The sequence below is a fragment of the Chitinivorax sp. B genome (assembly GCF_005503445.1).
Taxonomy (GTDB): domain Bacteria; phylum Pseudomonadota; class Gammaproteobacteria; order Burkholderiales; family SCOH01; genus Chitinivorax.
This window is the reverse complement of the sequence record NZ_SCOH01000018.1, coordinates 14,612-33,724: the sequence shown is the minus strand read 5'-3', so window position 1 is coordinate 33,724 and position 19,113 is coordinate 14,612. Positions and strand designations below refer to the sequence as shown.

Annotated in this window: 18 protein-coding genes; 9 read left to right on the top strand and 9 right to left on the bottom strand. The window is 51.9% G+C overall.

From position 1 onward, the window contains the following. Positions 1-396: 396 nt before the first annotated feature. Positions 397-2,919, bottom strand: coding sequence for a glycerol-3-phosphate 1-O-acyltransferase PlsB (gene plsB, locus FFS57_RS12555; protein ID WP_137938141.1), 2,523 nt, complete (start codon positions 2,917-2,919; stop codon positions 397-399). A 291-nt stretch (positions 2,920-3,210) separates the two neighbouring features. Here plsB and FFS57_RS12550 point away from each other — a divergent pair, with 291 nt between their 5' ends. Further along, complete coding sequence (locus tag FFS57_RS12550; RefSeq protein WP_171013902.1) at positions 3,211-3,726, top strand: GNAT family N-acetyltransferase; 516 nt, start codon at positions 3,211-3,213, stop codon at positions 3,724-3,726. Between the two features lie 3 nt (positions 3,727-3,729). Here FFS57_RS12550 and tcdA read toward each other — a convergent pair whose 3' ends face one another. Beyond that, on the bottom strand, positions 3,730-4,500 hold the full coding sequence (gene tcdA / locus FFS57_RS12545; RefSeq protein ID WP_349306737.1) for a tRNA cyclic N6-threonylcarbamoyladenosine(37) synthase TcdA: 771 nt from the start codon (positions 4,498-4,500) through the stop codon (positions 3,730-3,732). 77 nt (positions 4,501-4,577) lie between these two features. Here tcdA and FFS57_RS12540 point away from each other — a divergent pair, with 77 nt between their 5' ends. From FFS57_RS12540 to FFS57_RS12530, 3 genes are all read left to right on the top strand, one after another. Continuing rightward, positions 4,578-5,735 (top strand): PA0049 C-terminal domain-containing protein, encoded by a 1,158-nt coding sequence (locus tag FFS57_RS12540; RefSeq protein ID WP_137938138.1) that lies wholly within the window; start codon positions 4,578-4,580, stop codon positions 5,733-5,735. Between the two features lie 86 nt (positions 5,736-5,821). After that, positions 5,822-7,807, top strand: coding sequence for a ribonuclease catalytic domain-containing protein (locus FFS57_RS12535; protein WP_137938137.1), 1,986 nt, complete (start codon positions 5,822-5,824; stop codon positions 7,805-7,807). 60 nt (positions 7,808-7,867) lie between these two features. Further along, positions 7,868-8,758, top strand: a complete 891-nt coding sequence (locus tag FFS57_RS12530; protein WP_249383987.1) for an energy transducer TonB — start codon at positions 7,868-7,870, stop codon at positions 8,756-8,758. Between the two features lie 71 nt (positions 8,759-8,829). Here FFS57_RS12530 and FFS57_RS12525 read toward each other — a convergent pair whose 3' ends face one another. Beyond that, positions 8,830-9,552, bottom strand: coding sequence for a substrate-binding periplasmic protein (locus FFS57_RS12525; protein ID WP_171013900.1), 723 nt, complete (start codon positions 9,550-9,552; stop codon positions 8,830-8,832). A 164-nt stretch (positions 9,553-9,716) separates the two neighbouring features. After that, a complete protein-coding gene (locus tag FFS57_RS12520; RefSeq protein WP_137938135.1) occupies positions 9,717-11,147 on the bottom strand; it encodes a cryptochrome/photolyase family protein in 1,431 nt (476 codons plus the stop codon). A gap of 52 nt (positions 11,148-11,199) precedes the next feature. On the opposite strand from FFS57_RS12520, the gene FFS57_RS12515 reads away from it, so the two are divergent. From FFS57_RS12515 to FFS57_RS12495, 5 genes are all read left to right on the top strand, one after another. Then, positions 11,200-11,760, top strand: coding sequence for a YqgE/AlgH family protein (locus tag FFS57_RS12515; protein ID WP_137938134.1), 561 nt, complete (start codon positions 11,200-11,202; stop codon positions 11,758-11,760). Beyond that, a complete protein-coding gene (gene ruvX, locus FFS57_RS12510; protein WP_137938133.1) occupies positions 11,760-12,251 on the top strand; it encodes a Holliday junction resolvase RuvX in 492 nt (163 codons plus the stop codon). The genes FFS57_RS12515 and ruvX overlap by 1 nt, the downstream gene beginning before the upstream one ends. Positions 12,252-12,254: 3 nt before the next feature. After that, positions 12,255-13,211: an aspartate carbamoyltransferase catalytic subunit gene (locus tag FFS57_RS12505; protein ID WP_137938132.1), complete on the top strand. Its 957-nt coding sequence runs from the start codon at positions 12,255-12,257 to the stop codon at positions 13,209-13,211. A gap of 11 nt (positions 13,212-13,222) precedes the next feature. Beyond that, positions 13,223-14,500 (top strand): dihydroorotase, encoded by a 1,278-nt coding sequence (locus FFS57_RS12500; RefSeq protein WP_137938131.1) that lies wholly within the window; start codon positions 13,223-13,225, stop codon positions 14,498-14,500. 155 nt (positions 14,501-14,655) lie between these two features. Then, complete coding sequence (locus FFS57_RS12495) at positions 14,656-14,916, top strand: acyl-CoA-binding protein (RefSeq protein WP_137938200.1); 261 nt, start codon at positions 14,656-14,658, stop codon at positions 14,914-14,916. A 111-nt stretch (positions 14,917-15,027) separates the two neighbouring features. Here FFS57_RS12495 and FFS57_RS12490 read toward each other — a convergent pair whose 3' ends face one another. From FFS57_RS12490 to FFS57_RS12470, 5 genes are all read right to left on the bottom strand, one after another. After that, positions 15,028-15,711: a substrate-binding periplasmic protein gene (locus FFS57_RS12490; RefSeq protein ID WP_171013898.1), complete on the bottom strand. Its 684-nt coding sequence runs from the start codon at positions 15,709-15,711 to the stop codon at positions 15,028-15,030. A 266-nt stretch (positions 15,712-15,977) separates the two neighbouring features. Then, entirely contained in the window at positions 15,978-16,292 is a 315-nt protein-coding gene (locus FFS57_RS12485; RefSeq protein ID WP_137938129.1) for a hypothetical protein, read from the bottom strand. 169 nt (positions 16,293-16,461) lie between these two features. Next, on the bottom strand, positions 16,462-17,037 hold the full coding sequence (locus FFS57_RS12480) for a DUF4136 domain-containing protein (protein ID WP_137938128.1): 576 nt from the start codon (positions 17,035-17,037) through the stop codon (positions 16,462-16,464). An 85-nt stretch (positions 17,038-17,122) separates the two neighbouring features. Continuing rightward, positions 17,123-17,788 carry an O-methyltransferase gene (locus tag FFS57_RS12475; protein ID WP_137938127.1) on the bottom strand — a complete coding sequence of 222 codons (666 nt, stop codon included), beginning with the start codon at positions 17,786-17,788 and terminating at the stop codon, positions 17,123-17,125. 97 nt (positions 17,789-17,885) lie between these two features. After that, positions 17,886-19,022: a Card1-like endonuclease domain-containing protein gene (locus FFS57_RS12470; RefSeq protein WP_137938126.1), complete on the bottom strand. Its 1,137-nt coding sequence runs from the start codon at positions 19,020-19,022 to the stop codon at positions 17,886-17,888. Between the last annotated feature and the right edge of the window lie 91 nt (positions 19,023-19,113).

Genomic DNA, 19,113 nt, shown 5'->3' with positions numbered 1-19,113 from the left:
CCATCAGGTGCCTGGTTGGTTAAACTTGTGGATAGCAATTGAAACTGAGTCGGTGCCTGTCTGACTGATCCTCGAAAGGATGTTCCGATGAAGCAAACGGCTTACGATCTCGATTTCGACAAGCACATGAACGCATCACTGGTAGTGGCATGCGGCGAATGCGGGCACGAGACGCGCAAACGGTTGAAAGGACTAGCCCCCGACCATCATTTCAGGTGCAGCGGTTGCGGACACCACATCACGATTTCGCATCAGAATCTGCAGTGGGCACAGCAACGCATGCAGGCCATCAAAGCGTCTTACCATGTAGGCACTTGAAATTTGATTACAAAGCAAAAGGGCTGCGCATTGCAGCCCTTTGCAATTGGGTTTCGTCAACGCCTGTTGAACATCACCTTACTTCTTCGACTTGGCTGCAATCTCTGCCACAGCTTTGCGAATTTCCTCTGCATCCAATCGTGTCAATTGCTGTACGGTCTGCCGTACATCATGTGGCAAGACAATTTGCGCTTCGTTGGCGGCTGCCTGCAATTGACGATCAAATACCAATTGACGCTGCTCGTTCTCGCACAGGATGCCGATACGCTTCAAGGTCTGGATGAAGCTACGGAAGACACCTTTGTCGAAGAATTCCGGCGCAGGATGCTCATGCAGAATCGCCAGACGCTGAGCGAACAATGAGCATAGCTCTTCCAAATGTGCAGCAGTGATCTTGCCTGAGCCCTGCCGTGTCAGTAGCGCCACAGCAATGTAATAACGCTCCATTGCCTGCCGTACCGACCGCGCCAGAATCTCTAGCTGCATGTATTCCGCACTGTTGCGGTTTGGCGCCTTGATGGTGGTTTGGTCACTGCGCACAGCCAGCAATCCACCCTCAATCATCGCATCAATCATCGTATTGATCACACCGTCCAGCTCTTCAACACGCCAATGCAGGAACAGTTCAGCCTGCAGGAATGGATACAGATTGCTGATCAATTCGACAATACGGCTACGTTCCAACGCGTTTTCACTGGTCAGAAAGCAGGCGATCATGCCTGGCAAGGTATACAAATGCTGGATGTTGTTGCGGAAATAAGTCAGTTGCAGCGCCTGCTGTGGCTCCAACTGAATCAGGTTACCCAATGGGTGTTGTAACCGCTGCAACACCTTCATCTTCATACCGTACTCGATCAGTGCTCGACCATCCAATGGCGTCATCTCAACGCGGTCTGTATAGGGCGCATCAGCCAGCACTTTTCGCAAGGTATCAAGATAGGCAACCAACAGGTCTTCATCCGCCACTTGCTTTGGAGTCGACAATAAAGCAAATGCCAACAAGTTGATCGGATTGACCACGGCAGCACCATTGATATGCGTCACGATGCGGTTGGCCAGCACATCGACCGATTTGGTCACCCAAGGTACTTTGGTATCTTCAATCGGTGACTCATCGCGCCAACCGGGATACTGTTCGTCCAGTAAATCAGCCAACGGGATCGGTTGACCGAAATTCACATGCACCTCGCCAAACACCTTTTCAATGTCACGAATGGTCTTGATCAACCCCCAGATCGATTCCTTCTCTTTGGGTTTGCCGGATAGTTCGGCAACATAAGTGCCGCCTTCCATCACCTTTTCGTAACCGAAGTAGATGGGCACGAACACGATCGGCCGATTGTGATCTCGCAGATAGCTGGCCAACGTCATGGCCAGCATACCGCCTTTGGGGCTCAACAAACGACCCGTACGGCTGCGGCCACCCTCAATGAAATATTCAATCGGGTAGCCCTTTTGAATCATCATGTGCAGGTATTCATTGAATACCGCCGCGTACAGGTTGTTACCCTTAAAGGTACGGCGTAAAAAGAATGCACCGCCACGTCGCAGAATACCGCCTACCACAGGCAGGTTTAGATTGGCCCCTGCAGCGATATGTGGGACCATCATCCCCTGTTTGAAGATGACATAGGACATCAGCAGGTAATCGATATGGCTACGGTGCGTGGGCACATAAATGATTTCCGGCCCGCTGGCGGCCAAATCCACCAGCTCGTTCATCCGATAGACCCTTACCCCGTCGTAAAGACGCGTCCACAACCAAGTCAGAAACTTTTCGTATGCGCGTACCGTCGGGTAGGAATAATCCGCGGCGATTTCCAACACATAGCGGCGGGCGTTTTCCTCCACCTTATGTGGCAAGACATTTTTCTCGCGCGCTTCTTCCTCTATTGCCTTTCGTACTGGTTCACTATCCAGCAAGGAAGTCACTTGTGTGCGACGGTGCGACAAGTCAGGGCCAATGGCCATTTCACGCTGACGGCGAAAATGTACCCGCAACACACGGGCTATTTTGCGCAGGGTCAGTTCTTCACCCTGTCCTTCATCCGCCATCTCACGAAGGCTGATGGGCTCTTCGAACCGAACCAACGTGCCACGGCCATGGATCAATACCCTGAACAACTGCTTCAACGCGCTGGGTGTTGCCCAACTGTCGGTAAAAAGAATCTTCAGCAACGAATCTTCTTTTTGCGGTTGCCGGCCCCACAAAATTGTCACTGGGACCAACTGGACATCGAATTTGGGATTTCCAATAGCAGCCTGCACCAACCGTTTCAGGCGGGGTGAATAGGCGAAACGATTCTTGCGGCGTAGACCAGGCGTTTCACCACGTGTCAGGAAGAAAAAGGAACGATCCTCCCGTACATCCAAGCTTTGAAAACGCCCCATGGCTCGTGGCAAACCAGTACGGATGGTTTCCGTTTCCAGCACCAGCAAATTGGATAGCTGCCGGGTCTGCAACACATAGCAAACCGGCTTGTCAGGATCAAGTTTGAGCGAGGTCAGATCCTGCGGCAGCACCTGCGTGCGTACCCACAAATACAATAATTTGCGAGACAGCAGGCTCAGCGCTGCTTCCAGACCAAGAAATTTGAGCATTCAGACTACCAAGCGCTTAATTGTCATAAACAGGGCGCGCATTGTAGCGCGAAATCTGGGCCAGGCCATGATTTGGCATTGATTTGTAAACCGAAGTCTGACGATGAACCAACCATTCGAGGCGTGGTCCCATCATCTTGCCAATTCAAAGCATTACCTTGCAGAGACTTGATCATTCAGGAAAAGTACCCATATCCCAGTCTAGGAGTTGTGATACCCAACCTGAAAACCATCCCGCTCCCCGTTTAAGGTAGACCATCCTCATCAACACAGCCTAATTTGGAGCACCTCTTGCTTACAACTGCCCTCTCGCTCGACCCACTGACCCCAACTGACTTCACTACTGTCGCTCAGTTGGGGGACATCATCTGGCGTGCCCATTACAGCGCCCTCATCAGCATGGAACAGATCGAATACATGCTGGCTGGCCGTTATACCGCTGACAAACTACAAGCCTATGTAAATGCTGACGACCGCTGGCTGAAGGTACTGAAAATCGAGGGCCGACCTGTGGGGTATCTGAGCTATGCGCTGACCACAACACCTGGGGAGATGAAGCTGGAGCAACTTTACCTGTTGCCAGAGCTGCATGGCCAAGGACTGGGACGCTGCATGCTGGATGAAGTAGAAACCGCTGCGCGTAATCAAGGCTGCCACTTGTTGATGCTGACCGTGAACAAACACAACAACAATTCCATCGCCGTTTACCGAAAACGCGGCTTCAGTGTACGGACAGAAGCGGTATTCGATATCGGCAATGGCTTTGTGATGGATGACTATGTAATGGAAAAAAAGCTGGATGCCTGACTGTTATTGCGCCAACTTACGCAATACATAGCTTGCTGCGACCATTCCAAATACGCCTGTCACGCAGGCGGATGAGCCAAATCCAGCGCAGTTCAAGCCAATGGGCCCACCAGTTGGTTCATCCACATCGCAGGCCGCCGCAACAGGATATTGCAGCGGTTCGGTGGAGAACACCGCTGGCATGTCGAATTTCTTTTTCACATCTTTGCTGAAGCCATATTCACGTCGCAACAACGAGCGTGTTTTGGCCAGCAGAGGGTCCTGCGTGGTCCGGGCCAGATCGGCAATCTGGATCTGGGTAGGGTCCAATTGCCCACCGGCACCACCGCAGGTAATCAATTTAATCTTGTGGCGACGACAATAAGCGATCAATGCTGCTTTGACTTTGACATTGTCGATGGCATCAACGACAAAATCGAATTGTGGGCCGATCAATCGGGACAGATTGTCTAGCTCAACAAATTCGTCCACTTCATATACCACTGCCAAAGGGTTGAACGCACGAATGCGATCAGCCATGGCTGTTACCTTGGCTTGACCCAGCGTAGTATCCAGTGCGTGCAGCTGGCGATTGATGTTGGATTCAGCCACATGATCGAGATCAATCAACGTCAAGGTGCCAATGGCAGACCGGGCCAATGTCTCGGCTACCCATGAACCTACCCCGCCAATGCCGATCACTGCCACATGGGCAGCCTGAAAACGAGCCAAGGCTGCCTCGCCATATAGCCGTGCAATGCCGCCGAAGCGGCGTGAAACATCGATATCTGTCATTGCTTGAGCGTCCTGCATAATCACGCCATTATACGGGGCAAAACAAACACTCTCACCAATCTGAGGAGCGCTCCACCATGCGTCATCGTCTGTCCCCATCGTTGGTCCTGGCTTTACTCACTTTTGCCAGCTTGCCCGTTGCAGCCGAATCCACAGTGGAAGAACTACGCCTGCCCAAGGCCCGTGAATCCATGCCCGCGGGCCTGGCCCGGCACGATGCGTTGATCAGCCAATTCACCGCGGCCCTGGCAAACAGCAACTCGCAACAAGAAATGGAACAAGCGGCAACCGACTATGCCGCCAGTTTATGGCAAACCGCCCGTGACGACGTCAAGCTACAAGGTCGGCTGGATGACCGCCCTCTATACTGGGCTCGGCTCATGATGACACAGGCGGCTCGCAACGCGCAGCCTGTTGCATTCACCCCTGATGTGATCGGCCGCCAGCGCGTGGAGGATATCATCGAGCGTACCAGTCGTGGGCTGGACGACATTCGCTTTCAGGATGGACTGAAACGCATCTTGATCACTGGTTTTGATCCGTTTCTGCTGGATCGCAATGTTGATCAAAGCAATCCCTCCGGCCTGACAGCATTAAAACTGGATGGCAAAATAATTCGCATTGGCAACAAGTACGCACGGATTGAAGCGGTACTGGCACCAGTACGTTTCGCCGATTTCGACGCTGGCTTTGTAGAAAACCTGCTACGTGATCTCTACCGGAACAAAGGGGTGGATCTGGTCGCCACGATCAGCATGGGACGGCAGAGCTTTGACCTGGAGCGCTTCCCGGGCCTGCGCCGTAGTGCAGACTTTCCTGACAATCTGAATGTGAAAAGTGGTGGAACACCCAGAAGTCCTGTTGCGCCCTTGCTGGATGGCGGCACGCTGACTGGCAAGGAGTTTGTTGAATTCAGCCTGCCAGTAGCAGCGATGCAGCAGGTCAACCAGCCATTCGCAGTGAATGACAATCATCAGGTCACAACACTGAAACGGACTTTTTCACCCCAAAGGCTGGCTGAGCTACGTGGCGAAATTTCGGTGGAAGGCTCTGGAGGTGGCTACCTCTCCAACGAAATTTCCTATCGAAGTGTCCGGCTACGTGATGATATGGGGGTCAGACTACCTGTCGGACATATTCATACTCCCGCCATTCAGCGTTTCGAACCGGAAACTGAAGCCCGTATTGCGGAACAGATCGAACGTATGCTGAAGGCAGCCTTGGATACCCTCTGACATACTTGTCAGCCGACTGGCAGTACCCATAGGCCGGTCGGCAAACTCAGCTATAATCTGCCGATTTGATCAGACAGTTGGGCGCGATGAACGTATTTTACGAAGAAGATGGTGGCTTCAAGGTCGGTAACGTGATGCAAGCAGCCGAAGCCTCGTATCAGGTGGAAGCCATCAGCGGTAAGCGCTCCAAAATCAAGGCAGCCAATGTGTTGCTGAAGTTCACCGAACCCAGTCTGGCTGATTTCCTGCCCCGCGCTGAAGCTGCCGCTGAGGAAATTGATATTTCGTTTCTTTGGGAATGCTGTGGCGAAGAGGAATTTGGCTTTGAGCAACTGGCTGAAGACTATTTCGGCCACAAGCCCAGTGGTGTGGAAGCAGCAGCTGTTGCCATTCGCCTCCACTCGGCACCCATGTATTTCTATCGTAAGGGCAAAGGACGTTACAAGGCAGCACCGGAAGAAACACTGAAAGCTGCACTGGCTGGCCTTGAGAAGAAACGCCTGCAAGCCGAGCACGCGGCCCAATACGTCGAACAATTTGCCCGTTTTGAGCTACCAGATGCGTTCAAGCCACTGGTCATGCAACTGCTATTCAAGCCCGACAAAAACACGCTCGAATTCAAAGCACTCGATCAGGCCTGCAAAGAACTTCAATTATCGCCGCTACGCCTGTTCGAGCGTTGTGGTGCATTACCGAATGCCCACGACTACCACCTGCAGATGTTCCTGATGGAGTACTTCCCGAAAGGCACAGGCTTTCCGGAAGCGCCCGCGACACCCATCACAGATGAACTGCCGTTAGCTACCGCTGAAGCATTCAGTCTGGATGACTCCAGTACCACCGAAATTGACGATGCATTCACCGTTACCTCATTAAACAACGGACACTGGCGTATCGGTGTACATATCGCCGCACCGACGTTGGGTATTTTGCCTGAGAGTCCATTGGACCAATTGGTGATGCAACGTCTGTCCACGGTCTACTTCCCTGGCAATAAATACACCATGCTGCCAGATGAGGTCGTGCAACGGTTTACCCTTCAGGAGGGCAAAACCTGCCCAGCGGTTTCGATGTACATCGACATCACGCCAGAATTCGACGTGGTCAACACAGAAAGCCGCATTGAGCAGGTCAAAATCGCTGCCAACTTGCGCAACGATATTCTGGAAGCCCAATTCAACGACGACACATTGACCAACAATACGGATGGCGAGTACCCATTCAAGGCCGAACTGCGTCTGTTGTGGCAATTTGCCTGCGCCCAGGAAAAGCGCCGTGGCAAATACGACCCGAACCGTCCGCAGCAAGTAGACTACAACTTCCAGGTCGACAACGATCGCATCCGCATCACTACTCGCAAACGTGGTTCCCCTATTGACAAACTGGTGTCGGAGCTGATGATTTTCGTCAACTGCGAATGGGGTGGCTTGCTCGGCAAGAAAAACATCCCAGGTATCTATCGTGCCCAGGCAAATGGCAAAGTACGCATGACTACCAGCCCGTCGCCACACCAGGGGTTGGGCGTACCGCAGTATGCATGGTCCAGCTCACCGCTGCGTCGTGCCGTCGATCTGATCAATCAACGTCAACTGATTGCATTGCTGCATGATGCCCCCCCCACCTACCCCAAAGGCAGCTCGGTGCTGTTCGAGGCCATGCGTGACTTCGATGCAACCTACAATGCCTATCTGGACTTCCAGGACGGTATGGAACGTTACTGGTGCTTGCGTTGGCTGAAACAGGAAAACATCACCGAAATCGGTGGCGTTGTACTGCGTGATGGTCAGTCGGTACGGTTGACCGGCATTCCATTTGTTACCAAAGTCGCCGCCATGCCTGAGCTTGCGCCGGGCACACGAGTCGAGCTGATCGTCGGCGAGGTGGATTACCTGAGTCGCGAGGTGGATTGCAAATTCAAGGGTGTTGCTGCTGCCCCAGTTGAAGTATTGGCAGAAGAAAGCGACGACGACCATGCACGAATCGATGCCGATGACACCAGCGAAACCAGTGACACAGCCCCGCCCGAGGCCGATGACCACCCTGCGGAAGCAGGTTCCGATAATCCGGTGTGACAAGGGCCGCAAATTTGCCTAGAATCCACCGATTAGGACAATGTCGTTAGGCTTTAACCCGTGGCTACCCTTAGCTTGCCCGCCGGGCCAGATCGCTCGGACTTTTATCTGAAAATTGCACTGGGCATTTCAATTGCTGCCCATGCAGTGCTGTTGTCGGTCAAATTCGTCTACCCTGAGCTGAAAAAGCTCAGCAGCACCATGCCGCTGGATGTGATCCTGGTCAACAGCAAGACCCAATCCAGCCCGCTTAACCCCCAGGCATTAGCACAAGCCAATCTGGATGGCGGCGGCAATACTGATCAGGATCGCCGCATCAAGACGCCGCTTCCGCTGCAAAGAGATGCTGATGTTGCGCAAGAGCAACAGGTAGAACAAGTGGTTCAACGCCAGCAACAGCTGGAAACCGAAGCGCAAAAACTGATGACGATGATCCGTTCCAATCGGAGCGTGTCGGAACCCGATCCACGCACCCGTGCCGAACAGCAGCAAACGACTGGCAAGGATGCACAAGATGCCGCTGAACGTAATCTTGCCATGGCGCGCCTGGAAGGTCAGATCAGCAAAGATTGGGATGCTTACCAGCAACGGCCACGTAAGCAGTTCATTGGTGCCCGTACCAAGGAGTTCCGTTTCGCCCGGTATGTGGAAGACTGGCGCTTGAAGGTCGAGCGCATTGGTACCAACCTCTATCCGACCGAAGCCAAGCAGAAAGGGATTCACGGCCGTTTACAGATGACGGTTGAAATCAAGGCAGATGGCAGTATTGCAAGTGTTGAGATCAACCGAAGCTCTGGTCACAAGGTATTGGATGAAGCAGCCAAACGCATTGTGTTCCAGTCAGCCCCGTTTGCCCCATTCCCGCCGGATGTCCGCAAGGATTCCGACATCATCAGTATTACCCGGACTTGGACCTTCACCACTGCCAACAAACTGGAAAGTGGTGATTGATCTCACAATTTGTGTTGTTCAAATGTCAAGAACCCCGCTGCTTTAGCGGGGTTCTTGTTAACAGCACCAACTTACTTCCATCGATTCAGAATCACCTGAATCTCACCACTACGAATCAATTCGTTCAGTGTCATTTCAAAACGATCCGCCTTGTCCGAATCCTTGGGGAAGCCGACAAAGCGAGCTGACTCCGCCAAGGGAGGCTCCAGCACACGCAATTTCTCTTCTTCCCCCATCAAACGGGCTGCATGCAATATCTGTGTTTTGTCCCCGATGATGATGTCCACACGCCCCAATAATAATTTACGTATCAGTTGCGAAGGGTTCAGTGCCTTATCATCACGTTGCAACTGGGCGCTATCGAATTCCTTTGTATAGGCATATCCATGCACCGTACCAAATAGATAGCCACGCAGATCCGTTAAACGTGCTGCCTGGATGTCACTGTCTTCCCGCACGATCAATACGGTAAGACCGCTGCGAAATGGGCCGACCAATCGATAACGCGCTTCGCGTTCTGGAGTTTTGACAAACTGGAAAGCCATATCAATCTGTTTATTGTCGAGCAGATACTTGACTCGCTCCCAAGGCACCATTTTCAAATCATAAGGCTCTCCAAGGCGACGCATCACTGCTTCAACAATTTCGGTATCCAACCCAGCAGGTTTATTAGCCGAATCAAGATAGGCATAAGGTGGAAAAGCATTATCCGACGCGATACGCCATGGTTCCACTGCATTGGCTTGGCCTGATAGACAGCATCCGATCAGCAAGAGCGTCACAATTCGGATCATGGCGTTCCAAGCCCTTCCAACGCAAATGCGCCCACCAGCTGCCTCCATGTATCGCCCCCCTCAGTCAGTGCGACGAGTTTGCCAAACCAGGGGGTGGACAGCCTCGTTGCTACTTATGCTTATATAGCACATTGCCTAGGGGCACACGGTAACGGGGTACCTGCTCACTGCCTTCCAAACAGAATCAGCGCAAATTCTCGTGCTTTAGCATGATCCACAATTGGGGCTGGGTAAGTTTGCCCTAATACAAACCCCATCGCTTGTCGCACTTCGAGTGGCATCATCCAGGGCGCGTGTAAATAGCGGTCTGGACACCTCTCCAGTTCCGGTACATATCGACGAATAAATGCCCCCTTGGGATCAAACTTCTCTGATTGCGTCACCGGGTTGAAAATGCGGAAATAGGGTTGTGCATCACACCCAGTCGATGCAGCCCATTGCCATCCCCCATTGTTCGCCGACAGATCAAAATCAATCAATTTCTCGGCAAAATAGCGTTCACCCCACCGCCAATCAACATGCAAATCCTTCACCAGAAAAGAGGCAACAATCATGCGCAACCGGTTGTGCATATAGCCCGAATGATTCAACTGACGCATCGCCGCATCCACAATCGGATAACCAGTCCGACCTTCACACCATGCCTGAAAGGCATGCTCATCATTTGGAAAAGGTAGCGTGTCATATTCCGGCTTGAAAGCATGGCTCACCACGTATGGGTGATGCCAAAGAATCTGATGATAGAAATCCCGCCAGATCAGTTCATTTAACCAAGCCTCATGACCCGGCCCCGCATTCGGCTCCGTACCATGCCAAGCGGCCCTTACCAATTGACGGATGGACACCGTGCCAAATCGTAAATGAACAGATAGATAAGACACACCCTTGATGGCTGGAAAGTCACGGGCATCCTTATAACGATCGATCCGCTGTAAGAAATCCATCACAAATACCTGGGCTCCACTCCTACCAGGTCGAATACGCAAGCTCAACAAATCAGTCGGCTCACAGCCCAGGTCAGCCAACGTGGGCATCAATGTCTGTCCAGGAGCCAAAGCCGATAGGTAATGCTCAACAGGGTAAGGTTTCACGTGAAACGTTGTGAGTTTCTTCAGCCAAGCATTCTTATAAGGTGTAAAGGCAGTAAATGGTTTACTGCTTTGGGTCAGCACCTCATCTTTCTCAAAAATGACCTGGTCCTTGAAAGTGAATAGCTGCCGTCCGGCGTGTCTCAGACTGGCTGCAACATGCTGATCGCGAGCAATCGCATCTGGCTCGTAGTCATGATTACAATAGACTGCCTCTGCTTGGCAGTCTGCCGCCAGCTCCGGAATTACGGAACGAGGATCCCCCTGGAGCACCATCAAATCGCCACCAGCAGCCTGTAATGTTGCTTTCAGTTCGGCGACACTGTGCCAGATAAATTCGACACGACGATCCTGCTTAGGCAGTGCGTCAAGAATTGTCCTGTCAAATACAAATACACAGGTCACTTTTCGACCATACTTCAATGCATGATAAAGCGCGGCATGATCACCCAGCCGCAAATCGCGACGAAACCAACAAAGCACATGCTGATACGTGTTCTGGGCCATATATCCAAAAGCAAAATTGGGGTTGACCCCGGTATTGTGCAATAATTCGGGTATGCAAAGCGTGAATCTGACCAACCACTTCCTGATCGCCATGCCCAACATGGCAGACCCTTATTTTCAACGCTCTCTGACCTATATCTGTGAGCACAATGAAAACGGGGCATTAGGTATTGTCGTCAACCGTCCTATCGAACTCACGCTGGAGGGGCTGTTTGAGCAGATTGGGCTGGAGCTCAACCGTGAAGATATCGCAGACACGCCGGTCTACTTTGGCGGCCCAGTGCAGATGGATCGAGGTTTCGTATTGCACAATCCATTGGGTAATTGGCAGTCGACATTGGCCATGAATGATAGTTTTGGTCTGACGACTTCCAAAGATATTCTGCAAGCCGTCGGCGAAGGTCGTGGGCCCAATCGGTTAATGATCACCTTGGGCTATGCAGGATGGGATGCTGGTCAGCTGGAACAAGAGCTGGCACAGAATGCCTGGCTGACGGTAGAAGCTTCACAAGACATCATCTTTGAAATGGCCCCAGAAGACCGCTACGAAGCAGCCATGCAGCGCTTGGGTGTTGCCTTCGGCAATCTGTCAGATCAGGCCGGGCATGCTTGATGAGTGAAGCGGTAACTACGCTCCCTGATGCTGGCGGCGTACTGGCGTTCGACTTTGGCGAGAAACGGATCGGCGTTGCCACTGGTGATTTGATGGTGAAATTGGCCACACCATTGATGACCATTCATTCAGAAAGCAATGATGACCGGTTCCAGCAAGTCGGCAAGCTGATTCAAGAATGGCAACCGGTGCTGCTGGTGGTGGGGTTACCCACCCACATGGACGGTACCGAACATGATCTGACACGGCTTTGCCGAAAATTTGCGAACCGGCTTTTTGGCCGGTTTGCTTTGCCTGTCAGGCTCGTGGATGAACGACTTAGTTCTGCCGTCGCTGATACCTTGCTGGCTGAAATCGGCTTATCAAGCCGTAAGCGCAAACCCGCGCTTGATCAGGTTGCAGCACTTCAGATTCTGCAAGCGTTTTTCGATCACCCTGAGGCGAGTATCGCTCACCATGCGACGCAAGCCTTGCCCAAGCAGATGGGATGACTCATGGCACTACACCACCCCCAACTCAACAATCACGGTGAGCTGAAGCACCTGCTTACCATTGAAGGCTTGCCCGCCGCCATCTTGATGCAGATTCTCGACAAGGCCGAAAGCTATATATCAGTATCGGATCAGGATGTAAAAAAGCTACCAGTACTCACTGGCAAGTCGGTATTCAATTTGTTCTTCGAAAACTCGACACGTACTCGTACAACGTTCGAAATCGCCGCCAAGCGCCTGTCTGCGGATGTGATCAACCTGAACATTGGTGCCTCCAGCACCAGCAAAGGTGAAACACTGCTGGACACCATCCACAATCTGGAAGCAATGCACGCCGACATGTTTGTCGTCCGTCATGCCGAGAGTGGTGCACCGTTTCTGATTGCCAAGCATTGCAAACCTGGCGTCAGCGTGGTGAATGCCGGCGATGGCCGTCATGCGCACCCCACACAGGCTTTGTTGGATATGTATACGATCCGGCATTATAAAAAGGAATTCCAGAACCTGCGTGTAGCGATCGTCGGCGATATTCTGCACAGCCGTGTTGCTCGTTCGCAGATTCATGCGTTGACCACTCTGGGTGTACCGGAAGTCCGCGTGATCGGCCCCAAGACGCTATTACCCAAAGATATCGAAAAAATGGGGGTACAGGTCTATCACGATATGCGTGCCGGCTTGAAGGATGTCGACGTTGTGATCATGCTACGCCTTCAAAACGAACGAATGAATGGCGCCTTGCTCCCGTCCGCACAGGAATACTTCAAGTACTATGGCCTGACGCTGGACAAACTATCGCTCGCCAAACCTGATGCAATCGTAATGCACCCAGGCCCGATGAACCGCGGGGTCGAAATCGACTCGGCGGTTGCCGATGGAGCGCAGTCCGTGATCCTGCCACAAGTCACTTTCGGTATCGCTGTACGCATGGCGGTAATGAGTATTCTCGCCGGTAACAAATAAAAGGGGGCCCCATGAATATTGAAATCAAGAATGGCCGCCTGATCGATCCAGCAAGCGGCTACGATGCTGTCACCAACGTATATATCGTCAACGGCAAAATCGCTGCTATCGGTGAAGCACCCAGCCATTTCCAGGCAACCCGTACCCTGGATGCCAGTGGTCTGATCGTATCGCCAGGTCTGGTGGACCTTTCAGCGCGCTTGCGTGAACCGGGCTTTGAATACAAAGCCACGCTGGTTTCCGAAATGAATGCTGCCGTGGCCGGTGGCATCACCAGTCTGGCCTGCCCACCAGACACTGATCCGCCACTGGATGAACCCGGTTTGGTTGAGATGCTGAAGCATCGTGCCCGCCAGTTGAACCTGACCAACGTCTACCCAATTGGAGCGCTGACCCAGCAATTGAAAGGTCAACGTCTGACCGAGATGGCCGAGTTGACGGATGCCGGATGCGTTGCTTTCTCTCAGATGGATCAACCTTTTGAAAGCAATCTGTCACTGATGCGGGCTTTGCAATATGCAGCCACATTTGGTTTCAGTGTCTGGCTACGTGCTCAAGATCACGGTTTGTCCGCCCAAGGTGTTGCCCATGATGGCGAAGTGGCTTCTCGTCTTGGCTTGGCCCCGATTCCAGTCGCGGCTGAAACCGTTGCGATTTCCACAGTGCTGTTACTGGTCAAAGAAACTGGCGCACGTGTGCATTTTTGCCGCGTTTCTTCTGCCAGCGGCCTGCAAATGATTCGTGATGCCAAGCAACAAGGCCTGCCGATCACCTGCGATGTAGGTGTCCATCATGTACACCTCAGCGACAACGATATCGGTTACTTCGATCCGCACTATCATATGGTGCCACCGCTACGTTCTACTTATGACCGCGATGCCATCCGGGCAGGGTTGATGGATGGCACAATTGATGCCATCTGCTCAGACCACACACCAGTCGATGAAGATGCGAAGTTATTACCATTTGCAGAGAGTGAACCCGGCGCGACCGGTCTGGAAGTATTGCTACCGCTGACACTGAGATGGGCAGAACAACAGCAGTTACCGATTGATCAGGCCTTGGCCAAAATCAGTGTACAGGCGGCCCGTATTTTGGGTGTACCTGCCGGCGAACTCTCCGTTGGCAAAGTGGCGGATATCTGCATCTTTGATCCAGAAGCTGAATGGAAGGTAGAGGCCAAAAGCTTGGTCAGCCAAGGTAAGCATTCCCCGTTTGCCGGGATGCTGATGCGTGGTAAAGTGCGCTTCACCTTGGTCAACGGCAACATCGTTTACCAGGCCGAATAACCACAATATTTCATTATTGCGATCCGTTCCTGGCTCAAGACATTCATTGAGTGCTCCCTCGTACATCGTTTGTGTGGTGGGTGCTCAAATCCTTCCAAAATGAAGCGGCCATGGCTACAACGGATACGAAGTTGGCCAACACAGAGAGAAACGTCATGTCCGACCTGAAATCACTATTCGAGCAAGCCCAGAAAGACATCCTGACTTTATCGGAAGCACCGAGCAACGAAGTGAAGTTGCAGTTGTATGCTTTGTTCAAACAAGCCACCAGTGGTGATGTGACCGGTGAGCGTCCTGGCATGATGGATTTCATCAATCGGGCCAAATACGACGCATGGGCACTGCAGAAAGGCCATAGCCAAGAGCAAGCCATGCAAGACTATGTTGCAACGGTCAACAAACAACTCGGCCGATAAGCCTAGTTGTCAGTACAAAATGGCGGCAAATATGCCGCCATTTTCATTTGTCCACACCCGTACGAAATATCTGGCCCAACATGAAGTTGCGAGGCCAGCAATACCTGACATTCATTCTGCCAACGACAACCACTCTGACAGGGATTTGCCTGTATGGGTACGGTATATCTGATCAAAGATCCCGTCATCCCGCATTTTGGTCAAGATCACATCCAGCTGTTTTGCTAATGCTTGGTGTCGCAATGCCATTACAGCCACTTGTGGCACCTTCACCACGATTGGTCTTAACGTTTTCAACTTGAGCTTGCGCTCTCGGATTTCCCGATCGACATACAGCAAATCGAACAAAGCCAGATCAAGCCGCTGATTTTGGATCGCCATCAAAGTCTGAATCGGATTGGAAGTATCGACCACATCCCAACGGTTATAAGAATGGATAGGCTCTGGGTAAACATATCCACGCACGATACCAATGCGCATCCCGGCGAACTGGCTGAGAGATTCATAGTGATCAACGGGCAAAGTTTGATGCACGACAGCCGCGACCATCCAATAATCAGTATTGACCGTCAAATGTGGAAGGCCGGGAATCTCGTTCGGGATCACAAACAGTTTCAAATCCATGGATCCTCGTTTAACTGCTTCGCCACAACGGTTATAGGACATTTCGGTATACACCACCTGATGACCCGCCAGTTTCAGTGCTTTTCGGTAGATATCAACACCGATGCCAACCGCCGAACCATCGCTGCGGACAGCACCATACGGCTCCCATCGCTCAAAACAGGCGCGCAACGTATCTGCTTGAACGGTCAAAGATTGCACTATTGCAAATAAAGCCAACAGTCTGATGACAAGAAACATGCGCACAGGTTTACCCAACGTTGAGGGATAGTACCCTCAGCTTAGGTGCTGTTTATGGAGTTTCATAGCCCATGTTGGGCAGAATACGAGCATGAATCTGGGTACAAAACATCTAGCCCCATGATCTTTCCGGTGGTGCGTAACAACATCCGTACCAGCAATGGCAAATCTGGTTCAAAGTTCCCGGTCATACCGTATCAGCGACCGTTACCTGCCTGCCACGCTGCATCGACCTTACTTTGTGCCTCGTCTAGTCGCGCTTGAGCAGTGGCCAAAGCCTGTCGAGCAGCTTCCGCCTGCTGGATCGCTGCGTCTACCAGACGTTGAGACTCGGCTAGACGAAATTGTGCCTGTTTCTCCGCATTAACGGCTTCATCCAGCTTGCGTTTGGCGTTCGTCCATTCCGTTCGAGCCTGCTCATGTGCCAACTGATTACGCATCAGGCCATCATTGGCCATAACCGTCGTCATGGGTACTGCCAGCAAGGTAATTAACAATGCAAGTCTTTTCATGGATTCAGTCTGATTGTATCAACAAATGGAAAGGGGGCACCGACATCAAGAACCCACATACCGCCAGCGGTATCGCTCATACGATATGCTGGCGCCGTCAGAGTCAACACTGGCACTGCATCCGTTATTGAATTGGATCGGGCCGTTTCTCCAACATCGTCGGGAACAATTACTTTGGCAGATGCTTTAACACATCAAATACGATGTCCTGCACACGCTTGTCATCCAGTTTTACACCATCCCAAATGGTGTTCTTGTAAATACCACGCCATACAAGCTTGTCGTCGCCACGTTGGCGAAAATCAATAATCAGGCTGCCTTCACGATAATCATAGGTGCGGGTTGTTTCATAAGGAGGTCCCCACATACCCCAGTCGAATACACTCCAGCAGTGCCGCGTACCACACCGTACCATCATGCCACCAAACCGGGGCTCACTGACAACGCGCTGTTTGGTCGCCACCCCGATATGATAGCTCACCAGATAACGTACATCCTTGTCATCCGCTTTCTGAAAGCCTTGGCGCTCCAGTTCAATATCAATGGCACGTTGCAATCGATCACGAATGATTTCATTATCAATGTCAGCATTGTCTGGCGTGACAGTAGGCCGGGGTGGCAACGCCCCCCATGCATAGCGGCTCGCTGGCACCAACGTTTGTTCGTTGTCCTTCACCACGTCAACTGTACCGGCACACCCGGTAATCGCAATCATCAACCCAGCAAAGGCTAGCATTCGTTTCATGATCTGCTCTCATCATCACAGAATAAAAGATTGGACGCTACCCATGCCACTTTGGTTGCATACCGGCGCGGGAAAGCAACACAGTTTAACGCTTGTGGCAAATCGTGAGACCATCACCTATCGGTAACAGGGTGTAATCGATCCGTTCATCCCGCTGTAGGAAGGCATTCAATTTCCGGATCTCGCCAATGCTTGGTGTTTCATCCAAAGTTGGGTCTTGGGTAACACGACCGCCCAGAAACATGTTGTCCAGCAGTACCACCCCCCCAGGTCGAACCAATTGCAAACAACTTTCGTAGTACCGGGCATAACCGGGCTTGTCCGCGTCAATGAATGCCATATCGAATTGACCCAGTTCCCCATTTGCCAACAGCGCATCCAGTGTAACTTGTGCGGGTTGAAGGTGAAGGTGAATACGATCTGCGACACCGGCCTCTGCCCAATAACGCTTTGCAATATCTGTGAATGTGTCACTGACATCACATGCAATGATCTCCCCCCCCGCAGGCAAGGCTTGCGCCGTGACCAATGTGCTATAACCTGTAAATACCCCAATTTCAATAGTACGTTTAGCACCAATCAAGCGGGCCAACAGTGACATGATCTGCCCTTGTTCTGGAGCAATCTGCATTTTAGCTAATCGGTGTTGCGCGGTTTCCTCGCGTAAGCGTCGCAGTACATCACTTTCACGAGTACCTACCTGAAGCAGGTAAGCGTACAAGGTATCGGTCATTGCAAGAGTACGGTTCATGCTAGTTCTACATCCTGTTTCAACCCCGCGACTTTAACCGAAAACACTCTCGCTGTTGACGATGTTTCATCGTTCCACGTGAAACCATCATGATTGGTCAATTTCTCGACAACCATTGCTGAAGCTCTTCTGATAATCGTAGTAAACGACCGCCAGCGAGAATCTCGATCCCTTGTGCCTCTGCCCGCATCTGCTCGGCATGGGTTGGTTTTGCCAGCGAGACCAGCATGGCACGACTATTCAATCCCATCTGACCCGCCAAGCTATCCAACTTGAAGAGTGTGTCCATTCCCACGCCTGATGCACGACGTGGACCACGAGCCTTGCATTCAATCAGATAAAGTTGATTGTTGGCGATCAATGCCACATCGAATTCATTGGACACTCGGTCTTGGGTTGTGACAATAACACCTGTTGCCGCATCCTGAATTGGCAACTTGTGTGCCAACTCAGCCACCGTGGCAAATACGAATGTCTCCAACCAACCGCCACACAAAAAGTTGCGTGCTTCACCACTCGCGAATTGCACGCGATCTTGATGATGCCATCGCAAATAACCACTTTCAGCGAGAAAACCCAGCGCATGCCAATCCGATGCGTCAAAATGAATGAATGATCGGAGATTTTCGTCCAGCTCCGCCCCTGCCCGATTCAGCCTAAGCAGAGTACGTGGACTATGTACCGCCAGATCGGCCATGAATTTGGCGATACGTTCCGCGCGGTAATTCCGTTGTTTCAACGTGGCCATAGCATGGTTCAACTGGTAGCCATGTACGATGAAATATTGCGACAAGCTCAGCGTGTCAGCTACATCCAATTCCGGCATGCGGGTCGATGACGATGCAGGCCGCTCTATCCATACTGCTTTATCAACCTCCGGCTCAATCACAAAAGCCGGTATGGTCATCGATCGGGCCAACTGCGCCAACTCAATCGCCTCAACGGGTGTTGCACCTGAAAGATTGATGATCAAATGGGCTACATTGCACCCTGATAAGATATGTTGCAATTGCTCCCGCAAGGCTTGCGGTTTCCATCGAGTGACCATCTGCTCAACATCACTCGCTTTACCAACCTGACGACAGGTTTCTGCAAGACGGTGGGCACGATCCATCAAACTGGGCATGCTCAGCAAGGTGATGTGTTGGATTCCAAATCGCTGGTCAAAAGCTGGAGTAATTGCCTGTGTTCCAGAGTCCGTCACCAGGCTGATCATGTGGTGAAAGGTATGCATTGAATATTGATTCCCAATGAATGCCCAAGCCCTGCCTCGCCGTCCGGATATAATCGACGTACTGAAATGGACTTGAACCGGTGCTAGCAAT